This is a genomic window from Mesorhizobium sp. BAC0120, from assembly GCF_033542235.1.
Classification (GTDB): domain Bacteria; phylum Pseudomonadota; class Alphaproteobacteria; order Rhizobiales; family Rhizobiaceae; genus JAWRCU01.
On the sequence record NZ_JAWRCU010000003.1, the window covers coordinates 436,812 to 460,065 of the forward strand.

24 protein-coding genes are annotated in these 23,254 nt (G+C 63.4%); 6 read left to right on the plus strand and 18 right to left on the minus strand.

From position 1 onward, the window contains the following. Positions 1–18 precede the first annotated feature (18 nt). The gene (locus SAZ10_RS08940; protein WP_412535194.1) at positions 19–288 is read right to left on the minus strand and encodes a DUF1674 domain-containing protein; all 270 of its coding nucleotides are present in this window, start codon (positions 286–288) and stop codon (positions 19–21) included. 59 nt (positions 289–347) lie between these two features. Here SAZ10_RS08940 and htpX point away from each other — a divergent pair, with 59 nt between their 5' ends. From htpX to purH, 4 genes are all read left to right on the plus strand, one after another. Next, a complete protein-coding gene (gene htpX, locus SAZ10_RS08945; RefSeq protein WP_318608852.1) occupies positions 348–1,355 on the plus strand; it encodes a zinc metalloprotease HtpX in 1,008 nt (335 codons plus the stop codon). Further along, positions 1,346–2,722, plus strand: coding sequence for an RsmB/NOP family class I SAM-dependent RNA methyltransferase (locus SAZ10_RS08950; RefSeq protein ID WP_318608853.1), 1,377 nt, complete (start codon positions 1,346–1,348; stop codon positions 2,720–2,722). Before htpX ends, SAZ10_RS08950 begins: the two co-directional genes overlap by 10 nt. Positions 2,723–2,965: 243 nt before the next feature. Continuing rightward, the gene (locus tag SAZ10_RS08955) at positions 2,966–4,642 is read left to right on the plus strand and encodes a heparinase II/III family protein (RefSeq protein ID WP_318609124.1); all 1,677 of its coding nucleotides are present in this window, start codon (positions 2,966–2,968) and stop codon (positions 4,640–4,642) included. Positions 4,643–4,798: 156 nt separating this feature from the next. Beyond that, the gene (gene purH / locus SAZ10_RS08960) at positions 4,799–6,415 is read left to right on the plus strand and encodes a bifunctional phosphoribosylaminoimidazolecarboxamide formyltransferase/IMP cyclohydrolase (protein WP_318608854.1); all 1,617 of its coding nucleotides are present in this window, start codon (positions 4,799–4,801) and stop codon (positions 6,413–6,415) included. Between the two features lie 165 nt (positions 6,416–6,580). Here the strand turns inward: purH and ftsH are convergent, their stop codons facing one another. From ftsH to ybgC, 10 genes are all read right to left on the minus strand, one after another. After that, positions 6,581–8,518, minus strand: a complete 1,938-nt coding sequence (gene ftsH, locus SAZ10_RS08965) for an ATP-dependent zinc metalloprotease FtsH (RefSeq protein ID WP_318608855.1) — start codon at positions 8,516–8,518, stop codon at positions 6,581–6,583. 105 nt (positions 8,519–8,623) lie between these two features. Continuing rightward, entirely contained in the window at positions 8,624–10,129 is a 1,506-nt protein-coding gene (gene tilS / locus SAZ10_RS08970; protein ID WP_318608856.1) for a tRNA lysidine(34) synthetase TilS, read from the minus strand. Further along, the gene (ybgF, locus tag SAZ10_RS08975; RefSeq protein WP_318608857.1) at positions 10,123–11,169 is read right to left on the minus strand and encodes a tol-pal system protein YbgF; all 1,047 of its coding nucleotides are present in this window, start codon (positions 11,167–11,169) and stop codon (positions 10,123–10,125) included. The genes tilS and ybgF overlap by 7 nt, the downstream gene beginning before the upstream one ends. Before the next feature lie 199 nt (positions 11,170–11,368). After that, positions 11,369–11,701, minus strand: a complete 333-nt coding sequence (locus tag SAZ10_RS08980) for a hypothetical protein (protein ID WP_318608858.1) — start codon at positions 11,699–11,701, stop codon at positions 11,369–11,371. A gap of 228 nt (positions 11,702–11,929) precedes the next feature. Next, on the minus strand, positions 11,930–12,436 hold the full coding sequence (gene pal, locus SAZ10_RS08985) for a peptidoglycan-associated lipoprotein Pal (protein WP_318608859.1): 507 nt from the start codon (positions 12,434–12,436) through the stop codon (positions 11,930–11,932). Between the two features lie 330 nt (positions 12,437–12,766). Continuing rightward, positions 12,767–14,083, minus strand: a complete 1,317-nt coding sequence (gene tolB / locus SAZ10_RS08990; RefSeq protein WP_318608860.1) for a Tol-Pal system beta propeller repeat protein TolB — start codon at positions 14,081–14,083, stop codon at positions 12,767–12,769. Positions 14,084–14,116: 33 nt separating this feature from the next. Then, positions 14,117–15,178 carry a hypothetical protein gene (locus SAZ10_RS08995; RefSeq protein WP_318608861.1) on the minus strand — a complete coding sequence of 354 codons (1,062 nt, stop codon included), beginning with the start codon at positions 15,176–15,178 and terminating at the stop codon, positions 14,117–14,119. Between the two features lie 6 nt (positions 15,179–15,184). After that, entirely contained in the window at positions 15,185–15,637 is a 453-nt protein-coding gene (tolR, locus tag SAZ10_RS09000) for a protein TolR (RefSeq protein ID WP_318608862.1), read from the minus strand. 10 nt (positions 15,638–15,647) lie between these two features. Then, positions 15,648–16,361: a protein TolQ gene (tolQ, locus tag SAZ10_RS09005; protein WP_318608863.1), complete on the minus strand. Its 714-nt coding sequence runs from the start codon at positions 16,359–16,361 to the stop codon at positions 15,648–15,650. A gap of 303 nt (positions 16,362–16,664) precedes the next feature. After that, on the minus strand, positions 16,665–17,132 hold the full coding sequence (gene ybgC / locus SAZ10_RS09010; RefSeq protein WP_318608864.1) for a tol-pal system-associated acyl-CoA thioesterase: 468 nt from the start codon (positions 17,130–17,132) through the stop codon (positions 16,665–16,667). A 374-nt stretch (positions 17,133–17,506) separates the two neighbouring features. On the opposite strand from ybgC, the gene SAZ10_RS09015 reads away from it, so the two are divergent. After that, positions 17,507–18,721: a glycoside hydrolase family 5 protein gene (locus SAZ10_RS09015; RefSeq protein WP_318609125.1), complete on the plus strand. Its 1,215-nt coding sequence runs from the start codon at positions 17,507–17,509 to the stop codon at positions 18,719–18,721. A 57-nt stretch (positions 18,722–18,778) separates the two neighbouring features. Further along, complete coding sequence (locus SAZ10_RS09020; RefSeq protein ID WP_318608865.1) at positions 18,779–19,336, plus strand: hypothetical protein; 558 nt, start codon at positions 18,779–18,781, stop codon at positions 19,334–19,336. A gap of 108 nt (positions 19,337–19,444) precedes the next feature. Here SAZ10_RS09020 and ruvB read toward each other — a convergent pair whose 3' ends face one another. The 7 genes from ruvB to ruvC all read right to left on the minus strand — a co-directional run bounded on the left by ruvB (position 19,445) and on the right by ruvC (position 23,111). After that, positions 19,445–20,494 carry a Holliday junction branch migration DNA helicase RuvB gene (gene ruvB, locus SAZ10_RS09025; RefSeq protein WP_318608866.1) on the minus strand — a complete coding sequence of 350 codons (1,050 nt, stop codon included), beginning with the start codon at positions 20,492–20,494 and terminating at the stop codon, positions 19,445–19,447. After that, a complete protein-coding gene (locus SAZ10_RS09030; protein ID WP_318608867.1) occupies positions 20,491–20,889 on the minus strand; it encodes a type II toxin-antitoxin system VapC family toxin in 399 nt (132 codons plus the stop codon). The genes ruvB and SAZ10_RS09030 overlap by 4 nt, the downstream gene beginning before the upstream one ends. Beyond that, the gene (locus tag SAZ10_RS09035) at positions 20,886–21,170 is read right to left on the minus strand and encodes an AbrB/MazE/SpoVT family DNA-binding domain-containing protein (RefSeq protein WP_318608868.1); all 285 of its coding nucleotides are present in this window, start codon (positions 21,168–21,170) and stop codon (positions 20,886–20,888) included. The genes SAZ10_RS09030 and SAZ10_RS09035 overlap by 4 nt, the downstream gene beginning before the upstream one ends. A gap of 63 nt (positions 21,171–21,233) precedes the next feature. After that, positions 21,234–21,854 carry a Holliday junction branch migration protein RuvA gene (gene ruvA, locus SAZ10_RS09040; RefSeq protein ID WP_318608869.1) on the minus strand — a complete coding sequence of 207 codons (621 nt, stop codon included), beginning with the start codon at positions 21,852–21,854 and terminating at the stop codon, positions 21,234–21,236. A 13-nt stretch (positions 21,855–21,867) separates the two neighbouring features. Further along, positions 21,868–22,281: a type II toxin-antitoxin system VapC family toxin gene (locus SAZ10_RS09045; RefSeq protein ID WP_318608870.1), complete on the minus strand. Its 414-nt coding sequence runs from the start codon at positions 22,279–22,281 to the stop codon at positions 21,868–21,870. Between the two features lie 10 nt (positions 22,282–22,291). Then, the gene (locus tag SAZ10_RS09050) at positions 22,292–22,540 is read right to left on the minus strand and encodes an AbrB/MazE/SpoVT family DNA-binding domain-containing protein (protein WP_318608871.1); all 249 of its coding nucleotides are present in this window, start codon (positions 22,538–22,540) and stop codon (positions 22,292–22,294) included. Positions 22,541–22,604: 64 nt separating this feature from the next. Continuing rightward, positions 22,605–23,111 (minus strand): crossover junction endodeoxyribonuclease RuvC, encoded by a 507-nt coding sequence (gene ruvC / locus SAZ10_RS09055; RefSeq protein WP_318608872.1) that lies wholly within the window; start codon positions 23,109–23,111, stop codon positions 22,605–22,607. Between the last annotated feature and the right edge of the window lie 143 nt (positions 23,112–23,254).

The window sequence follows — 23,254 nt, forward strand, 5'->3', positions numbered from 1 at the left end:
TCCACATGGGGCCGGCCTTCAGAAATCGCTGGCGAGGCCCTTGACCTCCCAGTCACCGTAGCGGCCCGGCTCCTTGCCGCCCCGGCCGCCATATTCCTTCGGCAGTGCAGCCTCGCGCTTGCGATATTCCTCGCGCCGGGCGGCGGCTTCCTCGAGCGCTCGCTGAGCCGCTTCCGACAAGGCTTTCCGGTTGGCCCCGGTAACGGCTGTTTCCGCCTCTGCCTTTGGGGTCTTGTCGTCTGTCACGTTCGATCGGGTCACATTGAAACTGGAGTTCGCTGTAACCATCATATAGCCCACAGTCACCCCGAATCGAGCCCTACAGCGAATTCGACGAGGAACTCGCAATGAACACGATCCGCACTGCGATGCTGCTCGCCTTCCTGACGGCGCTGTTCATGGCTGTCGGCTACCTAATCGGCGGTGGCGGCGGCATGGTCATCGCCTTCCTGATGGCCGCTGGCATGAACCTGTTCAGCTACTGGAACGCCGACAAGATGGTGCTGGCGATGAACCATGCCGTCGAGGTGGATGCGAGCAATGCCCCCGAATTCCACGCCATCGTCAAGGACCTCGCCGATCGCGCCGGCCTGCCGATGCCGAAGACCTATCTGATCGACAACCCGCAGCCCAACGCCTTTGCCACCGGCCGCAATCCTCAGAACGCAGCGGTTGCGGCGACGACCGGCCTGCTGGAGCGGCTCAGCCACGAGGAGGTTGCGGCCGTGATGGCGCATGAGCTGGCGCATGTTCAGCACCGCGACACGCTCACCATGACCATCACCGCGACGATTGCCGGCGCTATCTCGATGCTGGGCAATTTCGCCTTCTTCTTCGGCGGCAACCGCGACAACAACAACCCGCTCGGCTTCATCGGCGTGCTGGTCGCCATGATCGTTGCGCCGCTCGCAGCCATGCTGGTGCAGATGGCGATCAGCCGCACCCGCGAATACGAGGCCGACCGGCGCGGTGCCGAAATCTGCGGACAGCCGCTGTGGCTGGCCTCGGCACTCGACAAGATCGCCCGCGCTGCGGAACGCATTCCCAACATGGACGCCGAGCGCAACCCGGCCACCGCCCACCTCTTCATCATCAATCCGCTCTCCGGCGAGCGCATGGACAATCTCTTCTCGACGCATCCGGCCACGGAGAACCGCATCGCCGCACTCCAGGCGATGGCGAAGGAATCAGGTGGGCGATCGGGCCCTGCCGCGACGCCGGATCCGGAAGCTGGCACGGGCCCGTGGGGACGCAGCCAGAATCAGTCGACCGCTCCCTGGGGTCGTAGCCAATCACAATCGGGCGGTCCGTGGGGTCGCAATCATCCGACCGGACCACGCGGTCCATGGTCGTAGTGCCTGGGCGCAGGCCGGAACGCCGCGAGACGAAGCCGGCTGAGCGCAGCATTCCAGGGCTTGCCGTGCGCAAGGCCGCCGCCAAGCTGCTGGGTGCTGTGGTCGACGCGAAGACGCCGCTCGACGGCCTGACGGATCATGAGCATGGCCATCCCGTATTCCTCGCGCTCGATCAGCGCGACCGCGCGCTGGTGCGGGCAATCCTCGCCACGGCTTTGCGCTATCGCGGCACGATCGATCGGTTGATATCATCGCGCCTCGAGAAGCCTCTGCCGCCCAACGCGCATGCGCTTTCACATGTCCTCCATGTCGCTGCGGCCCAGATCCTGTTTCTCGACGTGCCCGACAGCGCGGCGGTGGACCTTGCCGTCACCCATGCCAATTCCGATCCACGCACGAAACGCTTCGCCGGGCTCGTCAATGCCGTGCTGCGTGGCCTGTCGCGCGACAAGACGAGTGCCCTTCCAGCCAGGCTGGCCGAGGGCCACGAGGCGCCGGAATGGTTTCGCGACCGCCTTGCAGCTGCCTATGGTCCGGCAAAGGCGGGCGCGATCCTTGCAGCGCACCGGATCGAGGCCCCGGTCGATTTCACCGTTAAGTCCGACCCTCAGAAGTGGGCGACGGCTCTCGGCGGCATGGTGCTTCCGACAGGCTCGGTACGCGTCGAGCGCCTGGCCGCACCGGTAGCAGAGCTGCCCGGCTTCGAGGAGGGCGAGTGGTGGGTGCAGGACGCTGCGGCTGCCCTGCCTGCCCGCATGCTCGGCAGCCTCGCCGGCAGGAAGGTCGCCGACCTATGCGCCGCGCCCGGCGGCAAGACCGCACAGCTCGTCCTGGCCGGGGCGGAAGTGACTGCGATCGACACTTCGGCCAACCGCCTGAAGCGCCTGAACGAAAATCTCGCCAGGCTGCGCCTGCAGGCGAAGGTGATCGAGGCCGACGTGTCGAAATATGAGGCGGGAGAGGCTTTCGATGCCGTGCTTCTCGACGCGCCTTGTTCGTCGACCGGCACGGTGCGCCGCCATCCCGACATTCCCTGGACGAAGTCGTCGGAAGACGTGGCCAGGCTCGCGGCCCTGCAGGCTCGGCTCCTGCAGGCTGCCACCAGGCTGGTGAGGCCGGGCGGTCGCATCGTCTTTTCAAACTGCTCGTTGGATCCGGTCGAAGGCGAGCTTCTGCTTGCCGAGTTCCTGGCGGAAAATCCCCATATGGTGGTCGAATCGGTTCGGCCGGGCGAGATCGCCGGTGCGGATTGCTTCATCACTCCGCGCGGCGCGATCAGAACCACGCCGGCCGACCTCGATCTCGGCAGGCCGGAGATTTCCGGTCTGGACGGCTTCTTTGCCGTGAGGCTGCTACGGCTCCATTAGGGCATCGGCCGAACCGAAGGACCGCGCCAGCGAAATGTGCGAAGCGGTTTTCGGACAAACCCGATGCGCCAAGAAAAAGATAGAGTGGCGGAGCGATCACGCCGCTCTAGCCAATTTTCGGTACCTCAATCTTTCGGCTCGCGCTTAAATTCTAATCAATTACATTGTCGAGCTGCACCGGGAACATCAGGAGGGGCTTTTTTGGCGAGCGTTGCCGACAACAGCTCGCGTCTGTGGACGCTGATGGCGCGTGAGCTATGGCGACGAGGTCGCCGTAAGCTGCGCGCCGGTCCGATCTATCATTGGCGCTACACTGGCCGCACGCCCGAGCGCGTGCTGATCGCGCCGCCGGACCTCAGGCATGCCGACAGGCAGATCGCCCTCGAAATCTATTCCGGTCGGTTCCCGCTGGCCGGCCAGCTCGTCGAAACCGGCGGCCGCTCGCCTTTCCAGCTCGAGGGGGCGAACCCGCAGTGGCTCAGGTCGCTGCACGGCTTCCGCTGGCTCCGCCACATGCGCGCCGCTGGCACGGAGCTTGCCGCAGCCAATGCTCGTGCTCTGGTCTCCGACTGGATCGCCGCGCACGGCACCCGCATCTCCGGCGTTGCCTGGGATCCTGCAGTGACGGCCAAGCGTATCATTGCCTGGCTGCAGCACTCATCGGTGGTGCTGCAGGGCGCTGAATTCCCTTTCTACCGCGCCTTCCTGAAATCGCTTGCGATGCAGATACGCTTCCTGCGCTCGATGGCGAAGGAAATGCCCGATGGCAAGGACGCGCTGCGCGCCAGGATCGCGCTTGCCTTTGCCGCGCTCTCGCTACCGGTGCCACAGACGGCGCTACGTAACGCCACCCGCAACCTGACGGCCGAAATCGAGCGCCAGATCCTGCCGGACGGCGGGCATATTTCTCGCAACCCGATGATGGTGCTCGAGCTGCTCGCCGATCTCTTGCCGCTCCGCCAGACTTACGCCAACCAGGCCGAGGAGCCGCCGACCGCGCTCATCGCTGCTGTCGAACGTATGTTGCCGGCGTTGCGTTTTTTCCGGCATCAGGACGGCAGCCTCGCCCGCTTCAACGGCATGGGCGCCACCATCCAGGATCGCATCGTGGCGATCCTGCGCCATGACGACACCGGCGGCGCGCCGCTCCTGCATGCACCGCATTCCGGCTATGAGCGGCTCTCCATGGGCGGAACGACCGTCATCGCCGACACCGGCACGTCGCCGCCGACAGGCGTCTCGGCGCATGCTCATGCCGGCTGCCTTTCCTTCGAGATGTCGTCCGGCCGCCACGGTTTCATCGTCAATTCAGGCGTCGACACTTTCGGCGCCACCGACTTCCGGCCCCTCATGCGCGCCACGGCCGCCCATTCGACGGCGACTCTCAACGACACCTCCTCGGCGCGCTTCAACCTCTCGACCGGCGTCAACTCCCTTCTCGGTGCGCCGCTGGTCGGCGGTCCGAAACGCGTCTCGTGCGAACGGCGCGACAGCCAGGATACGCAAGCCTTCATTGCGGTGCATGACGGCTATGTCTCACGCTTCGGCCTCTATCACGAGCGAGGGCTGTCCCTCTCGCTCGGGGGCGACGTGCTGAAGGGCCTCGATCGCTTCTTCCTTTCGGGCGGCAAGCGCGCAAAGAACAACGGCCGCGACTTCGTCTCGATACGCTTCCATATTCATCCGGAGCGTGAGCTCGCCGCCGAGGACGATCGGCTGGTGATCTTCGGACAGGGAACCGAAAGCTGGGCGTTCACGACAACAGGCGTTGCGCCGGTGATCGAGGAATCGATTTTCTTCGCCGGGCTGAGCGGTCCGCGCAAGACGCGGCAGATCGTACTGTCCTTCAAGGCTTCCGAGGTCCCTGAGGTGCGTTGGCAGTTCACACGGATCAGGGTTCCGGACCGCGAAAGCGCTTGAATCCCGAACCATCTGTGATAGGGCCCGCGGCAAGCGGCCTGGAGCAGTCGCACTGCTCTGACTTCGTTTTGCCGCATGATCCTTTCCCAGGGTCTGCAGCTTTTCTTGCTGTCGCTGACTTTCGGTTCGGGATCGTGCTCTAAGGGTTCAATCGCCATGGCTGTTGCCTCGAAGAACATCGCTGCGCCCGACCTCGTCCCGGTTCGTCGCGCGCTCCTCTCGGTTTCTGACAAGACGGGGCTTATCGATTTCGCTGCAGGCCTCGCCAAGGCCGGCGTCGAGCTGATCTCGACGGGCGGCACGGCCAAGGCGATCGCCTCTGCCGGCATCTCGGTCAGCGATGTGTCGGAGGTGACCGGCTTTCCCGAGATCATGGACGGCCGTGTGAAGACACTGCATCCCGCCATTCATGGCGCCCTGCTCGGTGTACGCGACGACCCGGAGCACGCGCGCGCCATGCAGGACCATGCAATCCATCCGATCGACCTCGTTGTGGTCAATCTCTACCCATTCGAGCAAGTGCGCTTTTCCGGCGCCGATTATGCGACGTCAGTCGAGAATATCGACATAGGCGGGCCGGCGATGCTGCGCGCCGCCGCGAAAAACCATGCCTATGTGGCCGTCGTCACCGACCCGGACGACTATGCACCCGTGCTCAGCGCGCTGGAGATGAATCTCGGCAGCCTGTCGCTGGAGTTCAGAAAGAAGCTTGCAGCCAAAGCCTTCACTCGCACTGCGGCCTATGACGCGGCGATCTCGCAATGGTTCGCCGAGGCACTTCAGGTCGAGCATCCCGTGTGGCGCGCGTTCGGCGGCAAGCTGGCGAGCGTCATGCGCTATGGCGAGAATCCACATCAGTCGGCAGGCTTCTACCTTACCGGCGAAGCACGGCCCGGCGTGGCGACCGCCAGGCAGCTTCAAGGCAAGCAGCTTTCCTACAACAACATCAACGACACCGATGCTGCCTTCGAGCTGGTGGCCGAGTTCGACCCGCAGGAGAGCGCCGCCGTCGCCATCATCAAGCACGCCAATCCCTGCGGCGTGGCGACCGGTGGGACACTGAAGGAAGCTTACGAGAAGGCGCTGCGTTGCGATCCCGTTTCGGCCTTCGGCGGCATCGTCGCAGTCAACCGCAAGCTGGACGCCGAAGCCGCCGAGGAGATCGTGAAGATCTTCACGGAGGTGATCATCGCCCCGGACGTGTCGCCGGAGGCAGAGGCGATCATCGCCGCGAAGAAGAACCTGCGCCTGCTGGTCGCGGGCGGCATGCCTGACCCGCGCGCCGCAAGCACGACGGTGAAATCGGTCGCAGGCGGACTTCTGGTGCAAGGCAGGGACAATGCGCTGGTCGACGATTTCGAGCTGACGGTCGTGACCAGGCGCAAGCCGACGCCGGCCGAGATGGCCGACCTGCGCATCGCCTTTCGGGTCGCGAAACACGTGAAGTCGAACGCGATCGTCTATGCCAAGGATGGCGCTACCGTCGGCATCGGCGCCGGGCAGATGAGCCGGGTCGATTCCTCACGTATCGCCGCCCGCAAGGCCGCGGATGCCGCCGAGGCCGCCGGCCTCGCCGAATCGTTGGCGAAAGGCTCTGTGGTCGCCTCCGACGCCTTCTTCCCCTTCGCCGATGGGTTGCTCGCGGCAGTCGAGGCCGGCGCCACGGCGGTGATCCAGCCGGGCGGCTCCGTGAACGACAAGGACGTGATCGCCGCTGCCGACGAGCATGGCCTTGCCATGGTGTTCACAGGCGTGCGCCATTTCAGGCATTGAATCGTTTGACGCTGGCGCTGCCCCTCACCCTTACCCTCTCCCCGTTTTTCACGGGGAGAGGGTGAGGGTGAGGGGCGGCGCTGACCTGACAATCAGAACGTTCCACAAACGCAAAACGCCGCGAAGTACCTTCCGCGGCGTTTCGACATCGAATTCTGCGCTCAACTAGCCCTGCGGCTGAGGCTCCAGGCCGCCTTCGGGCTCGCCGCCCTTCTTGCGGCGGGCGCCGGAGGCGCCTGCCTTCGGCACGGCCGAGCCGCGCGAGGGCGGCGTGTCGTCGCCTAGGTCGCGCGCCGGTCTGTGGCCGGAGATCAGCTGCTTGATCTCCTCGCCGCTCAGCGTCTCGTATTCAAGCAGGCCTTCGGCGAGCGCGATCCATTCCTTCTTGTGCTTGGTCAGTATCTGCCTGGCGGTCGCATAGGCCTCGTCGATCAGCCGGCGCACCTCCGCATCGATGATCTGCGCCGTCTCTTCCGAGACGTTCTGCTGGCGTGCCACCGAGTGACCGAGGAACACTTCTTCCTGGTTCTCGCCGTAGGCGACCTGGCCGAGCTTGTCGGAGAAGCCCCAGCGGGTGACCATGGCGCGTGCGAGCTTGGTCGCCTGATCGATGTCGGACGCGGCACCGGAGGTGATGTTCTCCTTGCCGAACTTGATTTCCTCGGCGACGCGGCCGCCCATCATGATCGCCAACCGCGAGATCATGTATTTGTAGCTCATCGAATAGCGGTCGCCTTCGGGCAGCTGCATGACCATGCCAAGCGCGCGGCCGCGCGGGATGATGGTCGCCTTGTGCAGCGGATCGGCCGAGGGCACTTTGAGCGCCAGGATCGCATGGCCGGCCTCGTGGAAGGCGGTGAGCTCCTTTTCAGCCTGGGTCATGGCGGTCGAGCGGCGCTCGGCGCCCATCATCACCTTGTCCTTGGCGTCCTCGAACTCCTGCATGGTGACAAGCCGCTTGTTGCGGCGAGCAGCCATCAAGGCGGCCTCGTTGACGAGGTTCATCAGGTCGGCGCCAGAAAAGCCCGGCGTGCCGCGTGCAACGACTTTGAGGTCGACATTCGGCGCCAGCGGCACATTGCGGACATGCACCTTGAGGATCTTCTCGCGGCCGTTGATGTCCGGGTTCGGCACGACCACCTGGCGGTCGAAGCGGCCGGGGCGCAGCAGCGCCGGGTCGAGCACGTCGGGCCGGTTGGTCGCCGCGATCAGGATGATGCCCTCATTGGCCTCGAAGCCGTCCATCTCGACCAGCAGCTGGTTCAAGGTCTGCTCACGCTCGTCATTGCCGCCGCCGAGGCCGGCGCCGCGATGCCGGCCGACCGCGTCGATTTCGTCGATGAAGATGATGCAGGGCGCGTTCTTCTTGGCCTGATCAAACATGTCGCGGACACGGCTGGCGCCGACGCCGACGAACATTTCGACGAAGTCTGAGCCGGAAATGGTGAAGAAGGGCACGTTGGCCTCGCCGGCAATGGCGCGGGCGAGCAGCGTCTTGCCGGTGCCGGGCGGGCCGACCAGAAGCACGCCGCGCGGGATCTTGCCGCCGAGCCGCTGGAACTTCTGCGGGTCGCGCAAAAACTCGACGATCTCCTCGAGATCTTCCTTTGCTTCATCGACGCCGGCGACGTCCTGGAAGGTCACGCGGCCATGCGCCTCGGTGAGCAACTTGGCCTTGGATTTGCCGAAACCCATGGCGCGTCCGGAGCCCGATTGCATTTGCCGCATGAAAAATATCCAGACGCCAAGGATCAGCACCATCGGCAGCCAGGAGATCAGATAACCGAAGATCGAGTTGGAGCCGTCGGTCTCGGGACGGGCGGTGATCGTGACACCCTTCTCCTCAAGCCGTGAGACGAGCGACGGGTCGCCCGGCGAGTAGGTCTGGAAGCCGCTGGCATTGTCGATATAGGTGCCGGAGATGCGATCGCCCGCGATCGTCACGGTCTTGACGCGGCCGGAGGAGAGATCGGTCAGAAACTCCGAATACGCGATCTCGCGCGAGGCGCCGCGCTGCTGCGGCGTTTGAAACAGATTGAACAGTGCGATCAAGAGGACTGCGATGATCGCCCAAAGCGCAAGATTGCGGTAGTTCGGATTCATTGGGTGTCCCGGTGGTATCGTAGCATTCGATACCGATCATTGTGAAAGCTTCAGGTTAACATAGGGACAGCAGCCCCTATTGCCAAGCGAAACGCCCGCCTTGAGTTAACCTCCGCGCGCATTGTGGCCTGCAAAAGGCGGTTCCGGCGGTTGTTCCGTGCCAAGCAGCATCGCGACGGCTCCGGCCGCTGCCAGGTCAAAGCTCGGCAGGAAGCGCGCCCATGGAGCGAGGATGGGAATTGCCACGGCTGCCGCCCACTCGCCCTCACGCTCTCCCGGCGAAGCATGGGAGCGAGTCGCGAACGTTGCGGCCCCCTCCCTTCTCCGGGTCGTGATGGGAAGAAGGGCCGGCATGCGCTGAGAAGCAGCTCTTTCGACCGGGTGAACTGCAGGCTGGCAGGCCAGCGCCAGCCGAACCAGGCTCTCAGGCGCATCCGCCGCGGGCAGCTCTGCCCGCCGGGCACTATCGTCGCCGAACGGCGCAAGCAGCATTTGCCCGGCCTGCTCGGGCGCTTCGATTCGGTAGCGTCCGTCCCAGTTCAGTTCACCGCCGAGCAGCATAGGCTGGGGAAGGCCGCGCCGCTCGCGATAGAGAAAGACGCCGGCCCGGCGAACATCCACGACCGTCCGCGACAATGTAGCGCGGTGCCGGGTTTGGCCGAGATGATCGAACAGGGCAGCACTGCGTGCGAGATCGGGAAGCTGCTCTTTGCCTCCGAGCACTGCAAGCAGCATGCGCAATGCATATGACGCCGCTCTCTTGTCGCTCGCTTGCGCAAATGCCCGGTCCAACGAGACGAGGCCGGGCACGGCCACCCTGGCATGGGCGCGGATGAGGTCGGCTGCCCTTTCCCCGAGCGCGATGCGCCTGGCCGCGGCTCGAACGATTTCGGACTGAACCTGCTCGGCGTCCTGAACGCCAGACTGCCCCTCGCTCCCGCCCGCTGAAGCACGAGAAGAGGCTGGCTGCGACGTCTCGGGTGGCCGCTCCCTTGCACCGCGCAGGCGAGCCCTCTCGTATTTCTCATCGATGTTGGTCGGATCGTCGATCCAGACGACGGCGCGGGCGCCGAGCCATTGTCGCAACTCGGCGCGCCGCGCACCAAGCAGGGCTCGCAGGATCCAGACGCGGCCACCGTAAAGCGTCGCGCGGGCCATGCCGGCGAGCCCGCGCCCGTCGCCGCGCTCGGCGCGCATCGCCACCGTCTCGATCTGATCATCCAGCGTGTGGCCTGTCAGGATAATGTCGGTTCCCTCGAGCATGGCCGCGTCCGCGAGCAGCCGATAACGTGCCTCGCGCGCGGCTGCCGACACGCCACTTGCAGGCTTGGCGCCGGTCCAGCGCGCAATACGGTGCTCGATGCCTGCCTTCCCGCAGATCGCGGCGACGGTTTCGGCCTCCCGCGCGGACTCGGTCCTCAGGCCATGATCGACCGTGACGGCGATAAGTCGCGGCGTCAAAGCTTGGGCGTCAAGGAATGCCTTCAGGAGAAACAGTAGAGCGAGTGAATCGCTGCCGCCCGAGACGGCGGCAATCACGGCGTCGCGGTCGGCGAGCCGGAAATCTGAAAAGATGCGGTTGGGATCAATGCCTGGAGCAGCGCTCAGCACGCAGCGAGCGCCTGTTCCTGCTTCACGCGCTGCTTCAGCGCGTCCGATGCACGCGGATAACGTTTGTTGACTTCCTTGAAAGTCGCGCATGCGACGTCGTGCTGTTTGAGCGCCTTCAACGATACGCCGAGCTTGAGGAGCATGTCCGGCGCCTTGGTCGCATCAGGATATTCCTTGCTGGCACCCAAAAAAACCTCGGCCGCATCCCGATATTTCTGCTGTCCGAGCAGCGACTCGCCCAACCAGTAATGCGCGTCGGCCGCCTTGGGATCCGCCGGGAAGCGGCTGATATGCTGGCGGAAGCCAGCCTCTGCGGTCGTGTAATCGCCCGACAATATGAATTCGTAAGCGTTGCGGTAGAGCTCGTCAGGGTCGTCGGTTGAAGGCAGAGCGGCGACCTGCGCGTTGTCTGATGAATTCCCCGAGCCGTGCAACAGGTCGACGGGCCGGCCGACCGAGCTGTTCTCGACATTGCCGTCCTTGTCCACGGTGATGGTGCCAAGGTCAGCCGGCGGGGCGCCCCTGCCGCTCTGAGGCGAGCCGTTGTCCTGTGGCAGCACAGTCGCGGTCGCATCGCCTGTGCCGGTGGCGCCCGTATCAGAGGCAGCTTTGGTCCTGGCCGGTGATGCCTCACTCTTCTTGTTGGAGCCGGCCCCTGCGGTGCTGCCCTTCTCCAGCTCCTGGAACCGGAACTCGTTGTCTTCCTGCATCTTTCTCAACTGCTCCTGCATCTGCAGGATCTGGAAATTGAGCTCCTCGACGGTGCCGGAAAGCTTCCGGATCTCCTCCTCGAGTTGGTTGACCCGCGGGTCCACGGCCTGGGCCAGCGTGACTGGCGGCGCCTCGTTGTCGCTCCTAGCCTCGTTGTCGCTCTTATGAAAAAGGCCGAACAGACCGGCACGCTGCAGGCCGACCGGCTGAGCTTCATGTGCCGCGCCCGGATGGCCGAGCGCCCCAATATGCGCGTCACGCGCCATCGCCGCCGTTCCCGGCAGCAAAAGCAGGGCCAGCGCGCCGCTTGTGATCTTACGGAAATACATTCTCTCTCGCCCAAATATGGATAAGGTGCCCGAACGGCACCCACATGCGTCTTATCAGGACGCCAGAGTTCGGCCAAATTTTGTTTCACGAGGGCACCATGTGCCCGTTTGGCAACGACAGTTGCTTTCAGGACACAGTGGCGGGGCGAACCGGTTTGAGGTTCACCGTAGCGGCGATCGTCCCCAGTGCGGCTAACCGCTAGTTCGTATCGACGGCCGGCAAGTTGAGGTGCTGCTCGACGCGGCGGACGCGAGCTTCGAGCTCGCTGATCAGGATGCCATGACCGACGACGGAGGTGTGATACTCCACCACCGCACGACGCAAGCCGGCGATTTGCTCGCCAACATCTTTGCGAAGCACTGCCATATCGGATGCGGCGTCGGCCCGCAGCGAATTGATCTCGGATATCATCTCGGACCGAACGTCAGCGATGTCCTTCTTCGTCGCCATCTCGGCGCGGATATCGCCAATCTCTGCGCGCATATCGCGCAGCAGTCGAAGAATGACGCTGTCGGGGTCCCCGGTGCTCATATGGCTTTATCTACTACCATGCGGCATTCCGGCTGAACAGAGACGCCAATTGCAAACGGCCGCCTGAAGGCGGCCACCGCTTTGCATCATCCGGCGCATCTGACTGAACGCGAGCCCTGCATCAGCAAAAGCTGCGCAGCGGATTTCGGACAAATCCGACGGCCAACCCTAAAGAGATAGAGCGGCGTAGCGATCCGACATGAACGCACGCCGCTCTGCGCAGTTCGATCAGCTGCCGGCGCCGTTCAGCACCGTCACCGCACGGCGGTTCTGGCTCCAGCAGGAGATGTCGTCGCAGACCGCGACCGGACGCTCCTTGCCGTAGGAAATGGTCTTCATGCGGTTCGCGGCGACGCCTTTCGAGATCAGGAAGTCACGCGTCGCGGCGGCGCGGCGGGCGCCGAGCGCGAGGTTGTATTCGCGCGTGCCGCGCTCGTCGGCATGGCCTTCGATCGTGATGCCGTAGTTCCTGTACTGATTGAGCCACACCGCCTGCTTGCTCAGCGTCTGCTGCGCGTCGGCGCGGATCGACGAGGAGTCCGTGTCGAAGAAGATGCGGTCGCCCACATTGACGGTGAAGTCTTGCGCCGAACCCGGGGTCGCCGCGCCTGCGCCGCCGAGGCCGAGATCGGACGCCGAATTCATTGACTTTTTCGACGCACAACCGGCGACGGCAAGCGAAACCACCAGCGCGATTGCGACCGGACTCCTGACTAAAGCTGCGATGAAGCGCATTCCCGCCTCTCTCCTTAGAATTCGCGTGAATTGTTTGAACATCCAGTAACCACGTTTAGGTTAACCGACGCTCAACAAACACCGTTAATCAACCGTTGCCGCGCATCCCCATGCGCGGTTGTCCCATGCCCACAATCAGCGCGCACCATGGTCGGAAATACGGCCAAAACGCGGCGCCGGCATGGAAATTAGGCCTTTCGAGCATGATCCCGAAAAGCTGCAGAGTTTTCGGGCAAGATCATGCTGGAACCAAAGACGCGAGCATGATCCCGAAAACTTGCAGAGGTTTCGGATAGGATCATGCCGCAAAGAGCTCAGCCGGATTTCGGACTATTCGAGAAGAGGCGACCAGGCCGGGTCCGAGCCGAAGCTGGCAGTCGGGATGGCCTGCTCGTTGCGGCCGGTGAGATCGATCGAATAGAGCTTTGGCCCGCCGGAACCCGCAGCCTCGCGGAAGAACATCAGCACACGGCCATTCGGCGCCCAGGTCGGCCCCTCCTGCTGGAAGCCGCTCGACAAAATGCGCTCGCCGGAGCCATCGGTCTTCATGACGCCGATCTGAAACTCGCTGCCCGCCTGCTTGGTGAAGGCGATCAGGTCGCCGCGCGGCGACCAGACCGGCGTCGAATAGACCCCATCCCCAAAGGAGATGCGTTTCTGGCCGGAGCCGTCCGCGTTCATCACATAGATCTGCGCACGGCCGCCGCGATCGGAGGTGAACACGATCTGGCTGCCGTCGGGCGAATAGGAGGGCGAGGTATCGATCGCGTTGGAGTTGGTGAGCCGCGTCGTGGCGCGGCTCCTCAAATCCATGGCGAAGATATTCGAATTGCCATCGTCGCGCAGCAGGCTCATGATCACCTTCTGCCCGTCGGGTGAAAAGCGCGGCGCAAAGGTCATGCCGGGGAAGTTGCCGACGAGCTCGCGCTGTCCGGTCTCGATCTGCAGCAGATAGACCTGCGGCTGACCGCTTTCATAGGACATGTAGGTGATTTCCTGGCGCGTCGGCGAGAAGCGCGGCGTGAGCGCGATCGAGCGGCCGTCGGACAGGTAACGGACATTGGCGCCGTCCTGGTCCATGATGGCGAGCCGCTTCTGCCTTTTGTTCTTCGGCCCGGATTCGGAAACGAACACGACGCGTGTATCGAAATAGCCTGACTCGCCGGTCAGCCGCTTGTAGATCGCATCGGCGATGATGTGGGCCACACGGCGGGAATTCGCCTTGTTGGCGAAATATTGCTGGCCCTCTAACTGCTGGCCGGCGAAAGTGTCCCAGAGGCGGAACTCGGCGCGAAGCCGGCCGTCGGCTTCCTGGGTGACGCGGCCGGTGACTAGCGCCTGGGCGTTGATCACCTTCCAGTCGTCGAAGCGGGGTTGAGCGTCCGGATTGCTGATCTTCTCGATGAAGGCGCCCTTGTCGATCGGCGCGAACAGTCCGGAACGCTTCAGATCGGCCGCCACGATCGAGGAAATTTCCGCGCCGATGCCGCCCTGCGACACGAAGTCGGTGATCGCGATCGGCAGCGGCTCGATGTTGCCCTTGTTTATATCGAGCTCGATCCGCGCGCGAGCAGGCAACGTCGCAGCGACCGCGAAGGCGCCGGCGAGTGCTGCCGCGACCAGAACCGTCTTCAGGAATTTCTGCATCAACTGTACCTCTTGGATAGTCGCTACCGGCAATCAGAACATGTCGCTCGGGTCGAAATTCACAACCACGTCTGCCCATGCCTCGTATTTCTCGGCTGGCAGGTTGTACGGGGCACATTTCATCACGGCACGACGAGCCGATTCCGCTGCGGCGCGCTGGATGCCGTCAGCGCCGCCGCCGGAGATGACTTGAGGACTACCTTCCAGTTCGCCGGACGGGTTGAGCTTGAATTGAACGGAAACCTTCAAGTTCTGGGCGTCCATTGCCCCCGCAGGGACGTTCCAGCAGCGCTCGATCTGGCCGCGCAACGCGTCCATCTCGCTCTGCGATAGCGTCTGGCCGCTTGTCGTTTTGTCACCGCCCAGCGACGCCTCTTGGCTCGAGCGCTTGGCGCCGCCGCCAGACGGCTTCTCTTTACTCAGCAGCGCTGCGACCTCGTCCGCGTTGAATTGCTTTTCTTCCGACTTCGGCTTGCTCGCCTGCTTGACCTCCGGCTTCTCAGCCTCCTTGCGATCAGGAGTCTTGGCCGTCTCGGCCTGCGGCGGCTTCGGCCGCGCATCAGGTGATGGCGCGGAATTGGGCAGGTTGACGCTTTCGGCGTTGGGCGTTTCGGCGACGATCGTCTCGGCGACCGGGTCCGGTTTCACGTCCTGCTTCGGCTGGGGAGCCGGAGCCACCTCGGTGGCCGGCGTTGAGGCTGGCTTCTTCTCGGCTTCCTTCACCGGCTCCTTGGTGACATTCGTGTCCGGCTTTGGTGTCGGATTGGGCGAAGGCGCCGGCGCGTCTTTGGCCTCGACCGGCCGCGGTGTCGGCTCCGGCGTCGGCTTCTTGTCGTTGTCGACATCCGCCTCGCCGACCTTGGTCGCGTCGGGCACGATGGTCGGCTTCTTGGTCGGCATCGGCGCCGGCTTCTCCTTCATCGGCGCCTTCTTGTCGCCCTGCTGCGTCTGGGTGATGGATTCGACGGGGACGACATCGACGGAAACCGCCTCGACATCCGCCACCTGGAACTCACGCGGCGCCGACAGCGTGAACAGGCCGAAGCCGATCAGCGCAGCATGCATGACGAGCGATGAGGTGAGGCCGGCCTTCATCAGCCTTCACTTGTCCTGTTCCTGCGCCGTGACGAGGCCGAGATTGTTGTAGCCAGCCGCCGCGATGCGAGCCATGACCTTCATCACCGTGCCGTAGTCGGCCGCCTTGTCACCACGTACAAAGATGCGTTCCTTGTAGCCCGTCTGCGCGATCGCCTGCAGCTTCGGCACGACCTCGTCGATGGGGATCTCGGTTTCCTGCAGATGGATCTGGCCCTGCTGGTCGATTGATACCGTTATTGGCTGCGTTTCCGCGTTCAGTGCCTTGGCCTGTGTCTCCGGCAGGTCGATCGGCACGCCGACGGTCAACATCGGCGCCGCGACCATGAAGATGATGAGCAGCACGAGCATCACGTCCACCATGGGCGTGACGTTTATTTCCGACATCAGGCGATTGTGCCGGCCGCGCCGTCTGTGGCCGCGCCCGCCGCGTCCCTCAGTCCCCACGGACATTCCCATGTGCTGCTCCTCAGGCGGCCTTGGCCATCGATTTTTCGTCGATCTGCCGCGAAAGAATCGCGGAGAACTCGTCGGCAAAGCCTTCCATCCTGCCCGCGATCTTGCCGGCGTCGGACGACAGCTTGTTGTAGGCAATGACGGCGGGAATGGCCGCAAGCAGGCCGATGGCAGTGGCGAGCAGCGCCTCGGCGATGCCGGGAGCGACAACCGCGAGATTGGTGGACTTCGAGCCGGCGATCGCCTGGAACGACGTCATGATGCCGACCACGGTTCCGAACAGGCCGATGAAGGGCGCCGCCGAGCCGATCGTGGCGAGGAAGCCGAGGCGGCTCTCCATCCTCTCCATCTCGCGCGTCAGCGCCAGGTCCATCGCCCTGTCGATACGGGTCTGCAGGCCATGCGGCGAACGCGCGCCCTTCTCGAAGCTCTTCTTCCACTCGCGCATGGCGGCGACGAATATCGCGCCCATGCCGGTCGTCTTGCGATCGGCAAGTGTACGATAGAGCTCTTCCAGCGATTGCCCCGACCAGAAAGTCTGCTCGAATCGGTTCAGCGCGGCGCGCATGCGGTTATAGGAAACGACCTTGTCGAAGATGATCGCCCAGGTCCAGATCGACGCGCCGAGCAAGCCGAGCATGACAAGCTTGACAACCCATCCCGCCTGCCAGAACAAGGCCCAAATCGAAAGCTGCGCGCCCGTATCGGCGAGTGCTATGTTTTCCATTTCAATTGGTCCCTAAGAAACGGGTCGCGGCTCGTCGCCCGGCCCCGCGCACCTTCCTGTAACGCCCGCCGCGGATGCAGTCGGATTGTCCCCAAAAGTGCGCCTCGACGGCCTTTTCGGGGCCAAATTTGGTTAAAGGAAGGCGCACAGACTTCCGTTCGACTTCCGCTTGTTCGTTCATGAACCGTTATGGTTAAGGATGCGTTAGTTGGAGCATGCCCTCCAACCGAAGATCAGCAACGCAAAACTGCAGCGGTTAAAAGTTAGGCACGCGGCAAGAACAACAGCGCAGAGACGACGCCGTCAGTCTCTCGGCAGGAAGCGCTCGACCCACTCCTTCGGGAAACGCTTCGGCCGGCCGATTTCGCCGATGATCGCGGCTTCCACCTTGGCGTCTATCAGAACTTCGTCACCGCGCCTGATCTGCTGCGCCATGAAGATGCGTGCGCCCGAAATCTTCTCGGTGCGGGTGTCGATGGTGAGGACATCGTCGATCCTCGCGGGCGCGCGGAAATCGATCTCCATGCGCCGCAATACCCAGACGATCCGCTCACCATGCTTGCCGTCGTGGAGCTCGGTGTGGTGAATGCCGGAGAGACGCAGAAAGTCGGAGCGTCCGCGCTCCAGGAATTCGAGGTAGCGGGCATGGTAGACGACGCCGGAAAAATCGGTGTCGGCGAAATAGACGCGCGCCACAAGGCGGTGGCCGAACGGCGTGAGCGCACCGGAGAGCCCGGCGGTCAGTCCGTCCTGTTCACCATCTTCGCCCATCGCTCTTCCCTTTTGCCGACCTAACTGACAGGTATCTGTCGCGTTTTCCTGGGTCGATGTCACCAATGCTGCGATTGATCAAGAGCTGGTGGGTGCTGGCGCGAGACTACGGCATGCCGCCAACCGGGTCGGCCGGCATTCTGTCGCGCCCCCCTCTGTCCTGCCGGACATCTCCCCCGCAAGGGGGGAGATCGGACTTCCGCATTGATTTCGCCAATCACCAGCGTTCGAGATTGGCGAAACCTTTAGTGACGTCCAATCTCCCCCCCTGCGGGGGAGATGTCCGGCAGGACAGAGGGGGGCAACGTAGAGCACGATCGCTGGCGATTTGGCCGACCAACTACCTTCGCAGCCTTGTCGCGCTCGTCCTTACGCTGCTCCTTGCCACTGCGGCGACACAAACACACGCCGCCACCTTCTCGATGAAACGCGGCCTGAACCTCGACATCTGGCAGACCTGGCCCGACAAGTATCGCTGGGCCGATCCCGACGTGCTGCTCCCCTATCCCGAATGGCGCAAGAGCCTGAAGGAGAGCGACCTCGCCGCGCTGAAAGAGGCCGGATTCGATTTCCTCAGGATGCCGGTCGATCCTTCGCCATTTCTGGCGGAGGAAACGGAAGGTTTCCGCGACCGGCTCGTGGCGTCCGTCGTCGAGTCCGCGCGCCTCATCAACAAGGTCGGGCTCAAGGTGGTGGTCGACATGCACCTGATTCCTGCCGGCGGCAAGCGCGGGCCGGGAATGGCCGAGGTGATGAGCGATCCACGCATGTTCGACCGCTATGTCGAGCTGGTGCGGACCATGGCGCGCGCACTCTCGGGGGAAGACCCGACGCTGGTCGCCTTCGAGCCCATGAACGAGCCGGTCATCGACTGCGAGCGCGACGGTACCGACCACTGGCCCGAGCGGCTGCAGCGGCTCTATGCAGCAGCGCGCGCTTCGGCGACCCGGCTGACACTGATGCTGACCGGCGCCTGCTATTCGAGCGCCGAAATGCTCGCCCGCATCGACCCCAAGGCCATCCCCGACGACAATGTAATTTGGGTCTTCCATTCCTACGACCCATTCCTGCTCACCCACCAGGGCGCGACCTGGGCCGCCGATTTCATCCGCTACGTGACCGGGCTCTCCTACCCGCCTTATGCCGTGCCGCGTAGCGAACTCGATGCGGCGCTCGACAAGATCAGGCAGCGCATCCGCAACGAGGCGCCATGGTCGCGCAGGCAAGGCATGCTGGAATATCTCGACGAGCAGATCGCCACGATTGACACCAAGGAGAAGCTCGACGCGGTGATCGCGCGGCCCTTCGAGATCGCTGCTAAATGGGCACGGGAGAACGGTATCAAGCCACAGAACGTCTATCTCGGCGAATTCGGCATGATCCGCCAGGAATACGGCAATCCCTTTGTCATGCCGGCCGCCGAACGAGCGGCCTATATCAAGGACATGATCGGGCAGGCAGAGCGCCACGGCTTTCCCTGGTCGATCTGGGAGTATGGCGGTTCCTTCGGAATCGTCGAGGAGTTCGGCGAACGCAAGGCCGAGCCCGAAGTCATGGATATGATGCGGAGCTTGCCCCCTGCAAGGTAGCATTTTGTTAAGCGCTACAACCTTAGCTTGCGATCGTCCGAAAGCCAGGCTGACTAGATGCACGCACTCGACTCGCTACGTACGGCCAACCTGCTCATGGCCGACGTAACCCGCAGCACGGCGGCAACTATCGCTGTCCGCTCGGGGCGACAGGCGCCGCTGTCGACGCTCAGCGGCAATCTCCAGGACTCGGCATCTTCAGGTTTCGGCGCGCCCGCGCAGGTCAGTTCGTTCGCGTTCGATTCTATCTTCAGCGTGAACTACGTCGACGCGCACAAGCTCAAGATCAATCTGATGGAACGCGTTGGAAAAGCGTTCGGGTTCGATCTGGACGACTTTGCCGATGCCGGGGACATGGCGCGTGAGATCGACAAGCTTGTTGCGAAGATGACGCACGGGGAGATCATGGCGATTGAGAAGAAGCTCGGTCTCGACGAGCTTGGCGTATCATTGCGCGAGGTGCTCGACGCAATGAAAGACCCCGGTGGCGATAGCGACAGAAAGCTGGATGCGGCGCTGCGTGAAAAAGCGGGCGAAATCCTCAAAGGGCGCGAGCAGTCCGCCGGGACGGATTCCCAATCGAGGTTCGACGAAATCGGCCGTTATTCTTTCTAGCACATGAGGTGCGTGAGCATCATCGGCTCGAAGCCGACCGCATAGGCGCCGAACGCCACAGCCGAGAAGGAGGAACCGTCGGGTAGCCGCAGGCAACCGCGGTGGTGATCAGACGCCTCGATCCTCTTCCTGAAACAGGCTGACCTGCTGCTGCGCCAGATCCGTGGGCGCATTGAGGCCGAGATGCTTCCAGGCATTGGCGGTGAGCACGCGTCCGCGCGGCGTGCGCTGGATGAAGCCTTGCTGAATGAGATAGGGTTCTATGATGTCCTCGATCGCGTCGCGCGGCTCCGAAAGGCCCGCCGCGATCGTCTCGATGCCAACCGGGCCGCCGCCGAAATTCTGCGCGATCATGGTGAGATAGCGCCGGTCGAGCTGATCGAGTCCGAGCGCGTCGACCTCCAGCCGGGTAAGCGCCGCATCCGCTACGGCCCGTGAAACGAGCGTGGCGCCGGCCACGCTCGCGAAGTCGCGCACGCGACGAAGCAGTCGGCCGGCGATGCGCGGCGTGCCGCGCGCGCGTCTTGCGATCTCCACCGCGCCGTCATCGCCGAGCGGCAGGCCGAGGATGCGCGCGCCGCGCCTGACGATCAGTTCCAGCTCCTCGACCGTATAGAAATTGAGTCGGACGGGGATGCCGAAACGGTCGCGCAGCGGGTTGGTGATGAGGCCGAGGCGGGTAGTGGCCGCAACCAGCGTGAAGCGGGCGAGGTCGATCTTGACCGAGCGCGCGGCGGGGCCTTCGCCGATGATGAGGTCGAGCTGGAAATCCTCCATCGCCGGATAGAGTATCTCTTCCACCGCCGGGCTCAGCCGGTGGATCTCGTCGATGAAGAGGACGTCGCGGTCCTCCAGATTGGTGAGAAGCGCTGCGAGGTCGCCGGCCTTTGCGATCACCGGGCCGGAGGTCGAGCGGAAATTGACGCCGAGCTCGCGCGCCATGATTTGCGCAAGCGTCGTCTTGCCCAAGCCGGGCGGGCCTACGAACAGTACATGGTCCAGCGCCTCGCCGCGCGTCTTCGCCGCCTCGACGAAGACCTTCAGATTCTCGCGCGCTGCCTTCTGGCCGATGAACTCGTCGAGCGACTGTGGACGCAGCGGCGCATCCGCGTCTTCGCTCCGCTTTTCAGACGAGATGAGGCGGGGCGCGGAACTCACGCGAGGAGCTCCATGGAGGGGACGGATCCGGCGGCACGTCGGTCGAAGGTTATGGTATGGGAGCAGCCCGCCGAGGTGCCTGCCCATGCGATTAGATAGTCGGCAATGTCGGTACCCGGAATAGCGTCGGCCGCAATGAGTTGTCCAAGTTCGTCTGCGCGCTCCACGATCATTCCGTCGCTTGCCAGCAGGTCACGAAGGATCGCGATCACGGAGGCAATCGGGAACTTCAGTCGGCGGTTCAGCACCCACACGGTTTCGGCAATCGTGACTGCGCTGACGAAAACGGGATCGTCGAAACTGCGCGAGGACAGGAACACTCTGGCTTTTTCGTTCTGTACCGGATCGTCATCCACCAGGAAGCGCACCAGTATGTTGGTATCCAGGCCGATCACTCGATGCCCTCATGCCACTCGCGCTTGATACGCTCGTCATCCTCGGCAACCGCGTCCGCTATCGCTTCGTTCATCTGTTCAATCGTCAAAGTCTCGCCCGTCGGGGGTTTTCCGAGAATTCCGGCTAGATCAGCGAGTCGCTTGTTCTTGGGTCGCGCTACGACCTCTCCATTCCGGACCGTCACATAGAATCGGGTGCCGGACGTGAGGTTCAACTCGTCGCGCACTTCCTTTGGGATCGTCAGTTGTCCCTTCGAGGTCATTGTCGCAAACGTGCCCATTTTTCCGACTCAGGCGCGAGCTCCTTACTTTTTAAAAGTAGTAAGAAAGGATGGATTCGACAATCACCGCGCCAGCTCCTTCAGCCCAAGCCGGATGAGCTTGGCCGAATCCGCACCATCACCCGCCACCTTCATCGCCGCCGCCACCGCATTGGCGGCGATGTCGCGCGAGTAGCCGAGATTGGTGAGAGCCGAGACCGCGTCGGCGACAGGTACCGGCGCGACGCCGTCACCGAGCTCCTGTTTCAGCCCGATCGTGCCGGAAGCCGCGCCGGCAAAGGCCGGCGCCTTGTTCTTGAGCTCGGTCACGATGCGCTCGGCGACCTTCTTGCCGACGCCCGGCGCCCTTGCGACCATGGCGATATCACGCAGCGCAATCGCATTGGCGAGATCCGAGGGCGACAGCGTCGACAGCACCGCCAGCGCCACCTTGGCGCCGACGCCTTGAACGTTGTTCTGCAGGAGCCGGAACCATTCGCGCTCAAGTGCCGTCTCGAAGCCGTAGAGGCGGATCATGTCTTCGCGCACATAGGTCTCGATGAAGAGCGTGACCGCCGCGCCGGAGGCCGGCAGGACGGAGAGCGTGCGCGCCGAGCAATAGGCGACATAGCCGACGCCGTGCACGTCGACGACGCAATAATCCTCGCCGACCTCGTCGAGAATGCCGGTGAGCTTGCCGATCATGGGTGTTGCCCGTTCATGGATGGGTGTCTGGAGCGATGATTTCGAGCGAGGGGAAGTAGGTGCGGTACCGTCCGAGATCGCGCGTAAGGAGACGGTAAGCTCTCACGGCCGCATGCGCACCTATATAGAAGTCCGGCAGGGGTGAGCGGCGGTCACCGCCCGAGCGGCGATAACCGAGATAGGCCTTGCCGGCCATGAAGGCCGCCTCCCAGGGCAAATCCTCGCGTTGGAATTTCGTCGGATCCAGCGCCGCATCCAAGAGTTCCATCGTCGGGAAGCCCGCTGCAAGTTCCGCGAATATGATCGGGTTGATGACGATTGCCCCGAGGCGGCGTGATTGCTCGATTTGCGTATCGCACCAAGAACGCCAAGGCGACTCTGCGCTGAAGAAATCGACCAGGACATTCGTGTCGACGATTGTCGGCATCGTTTGGATGCTAATCCCGCAGAAGCGCCATGAATTCGTCGGTTGTCAGGCCACCGAGGTCCATCGCTCCACGAAAACTCCTGAGGTGCGACATGAATTCGGCCACCTCCTTTTCGCGAACGCTGGCTTCCGAATCGACCGGACGCAGGACCGCCTCGCCCTCACGCAAGATAAACTCGACCTGCGAGCCTGGCTTGATGCCCAGACTGCGACGAACCGGTTTCGGAATGGTGACCTGACCTTTTACGGTAACGCGCATGGTAATACCTCTTGGGTATTACGTATAGGGCGAACGAGAACAAGTCAAGAACACACGCGCCACTCTATGCCAGTGCCGCCAACCGACCGACGGCGCTCTGCCGGTGATGGGCATGGCAGATGGCGATCGCCAGCGCGTCGGCTGCATCATCGCTGTCGAAGCGAGCCTTCGGCATCAGCACGCGAACCATCATATGGATCTGGCGCTTCTCACCGTGGCCGACGCCGATCACCGCTTTCTTGACGGCATTCGGGGCATACTCCGCGACCGCAAGCCCGGCGAGGGCCGGGACCAGCATGGCTATGCCGCGCGCCTGACCGAGCTTCAGCGTCGCCGAGGCATCCTTGTTGACGAAGGTCGCCTCGACCGCTGCTTCGACCGGCGCGGTTTGGCGGATAATGGCCGACAATCCGTCATGCAGCTGACAAAGCCGGGTGGCGAGCGCTTCCTTGTCGTCGGATTTGATCGTGCCGGCTCCGACGAAGCGCAATTCATTGCCTGACGTGTCGACGACGCCCCAGCCGGTGCGCCTGAGGCCGGGGTCTATGCCGATGATGCGAATCGCAGCCATGCGCGCACTCTATCGCTGAGAATTACGAACAAAACAGAAACTTTCCACCTTCGCTAGCTGGCACATCCGCGCCCGTCGTCTTGCTCAATAAGCTATCAGCAAAGCGGAGTAGGATTTCCCAGGGGAAAGGGGATTTCCCAGGG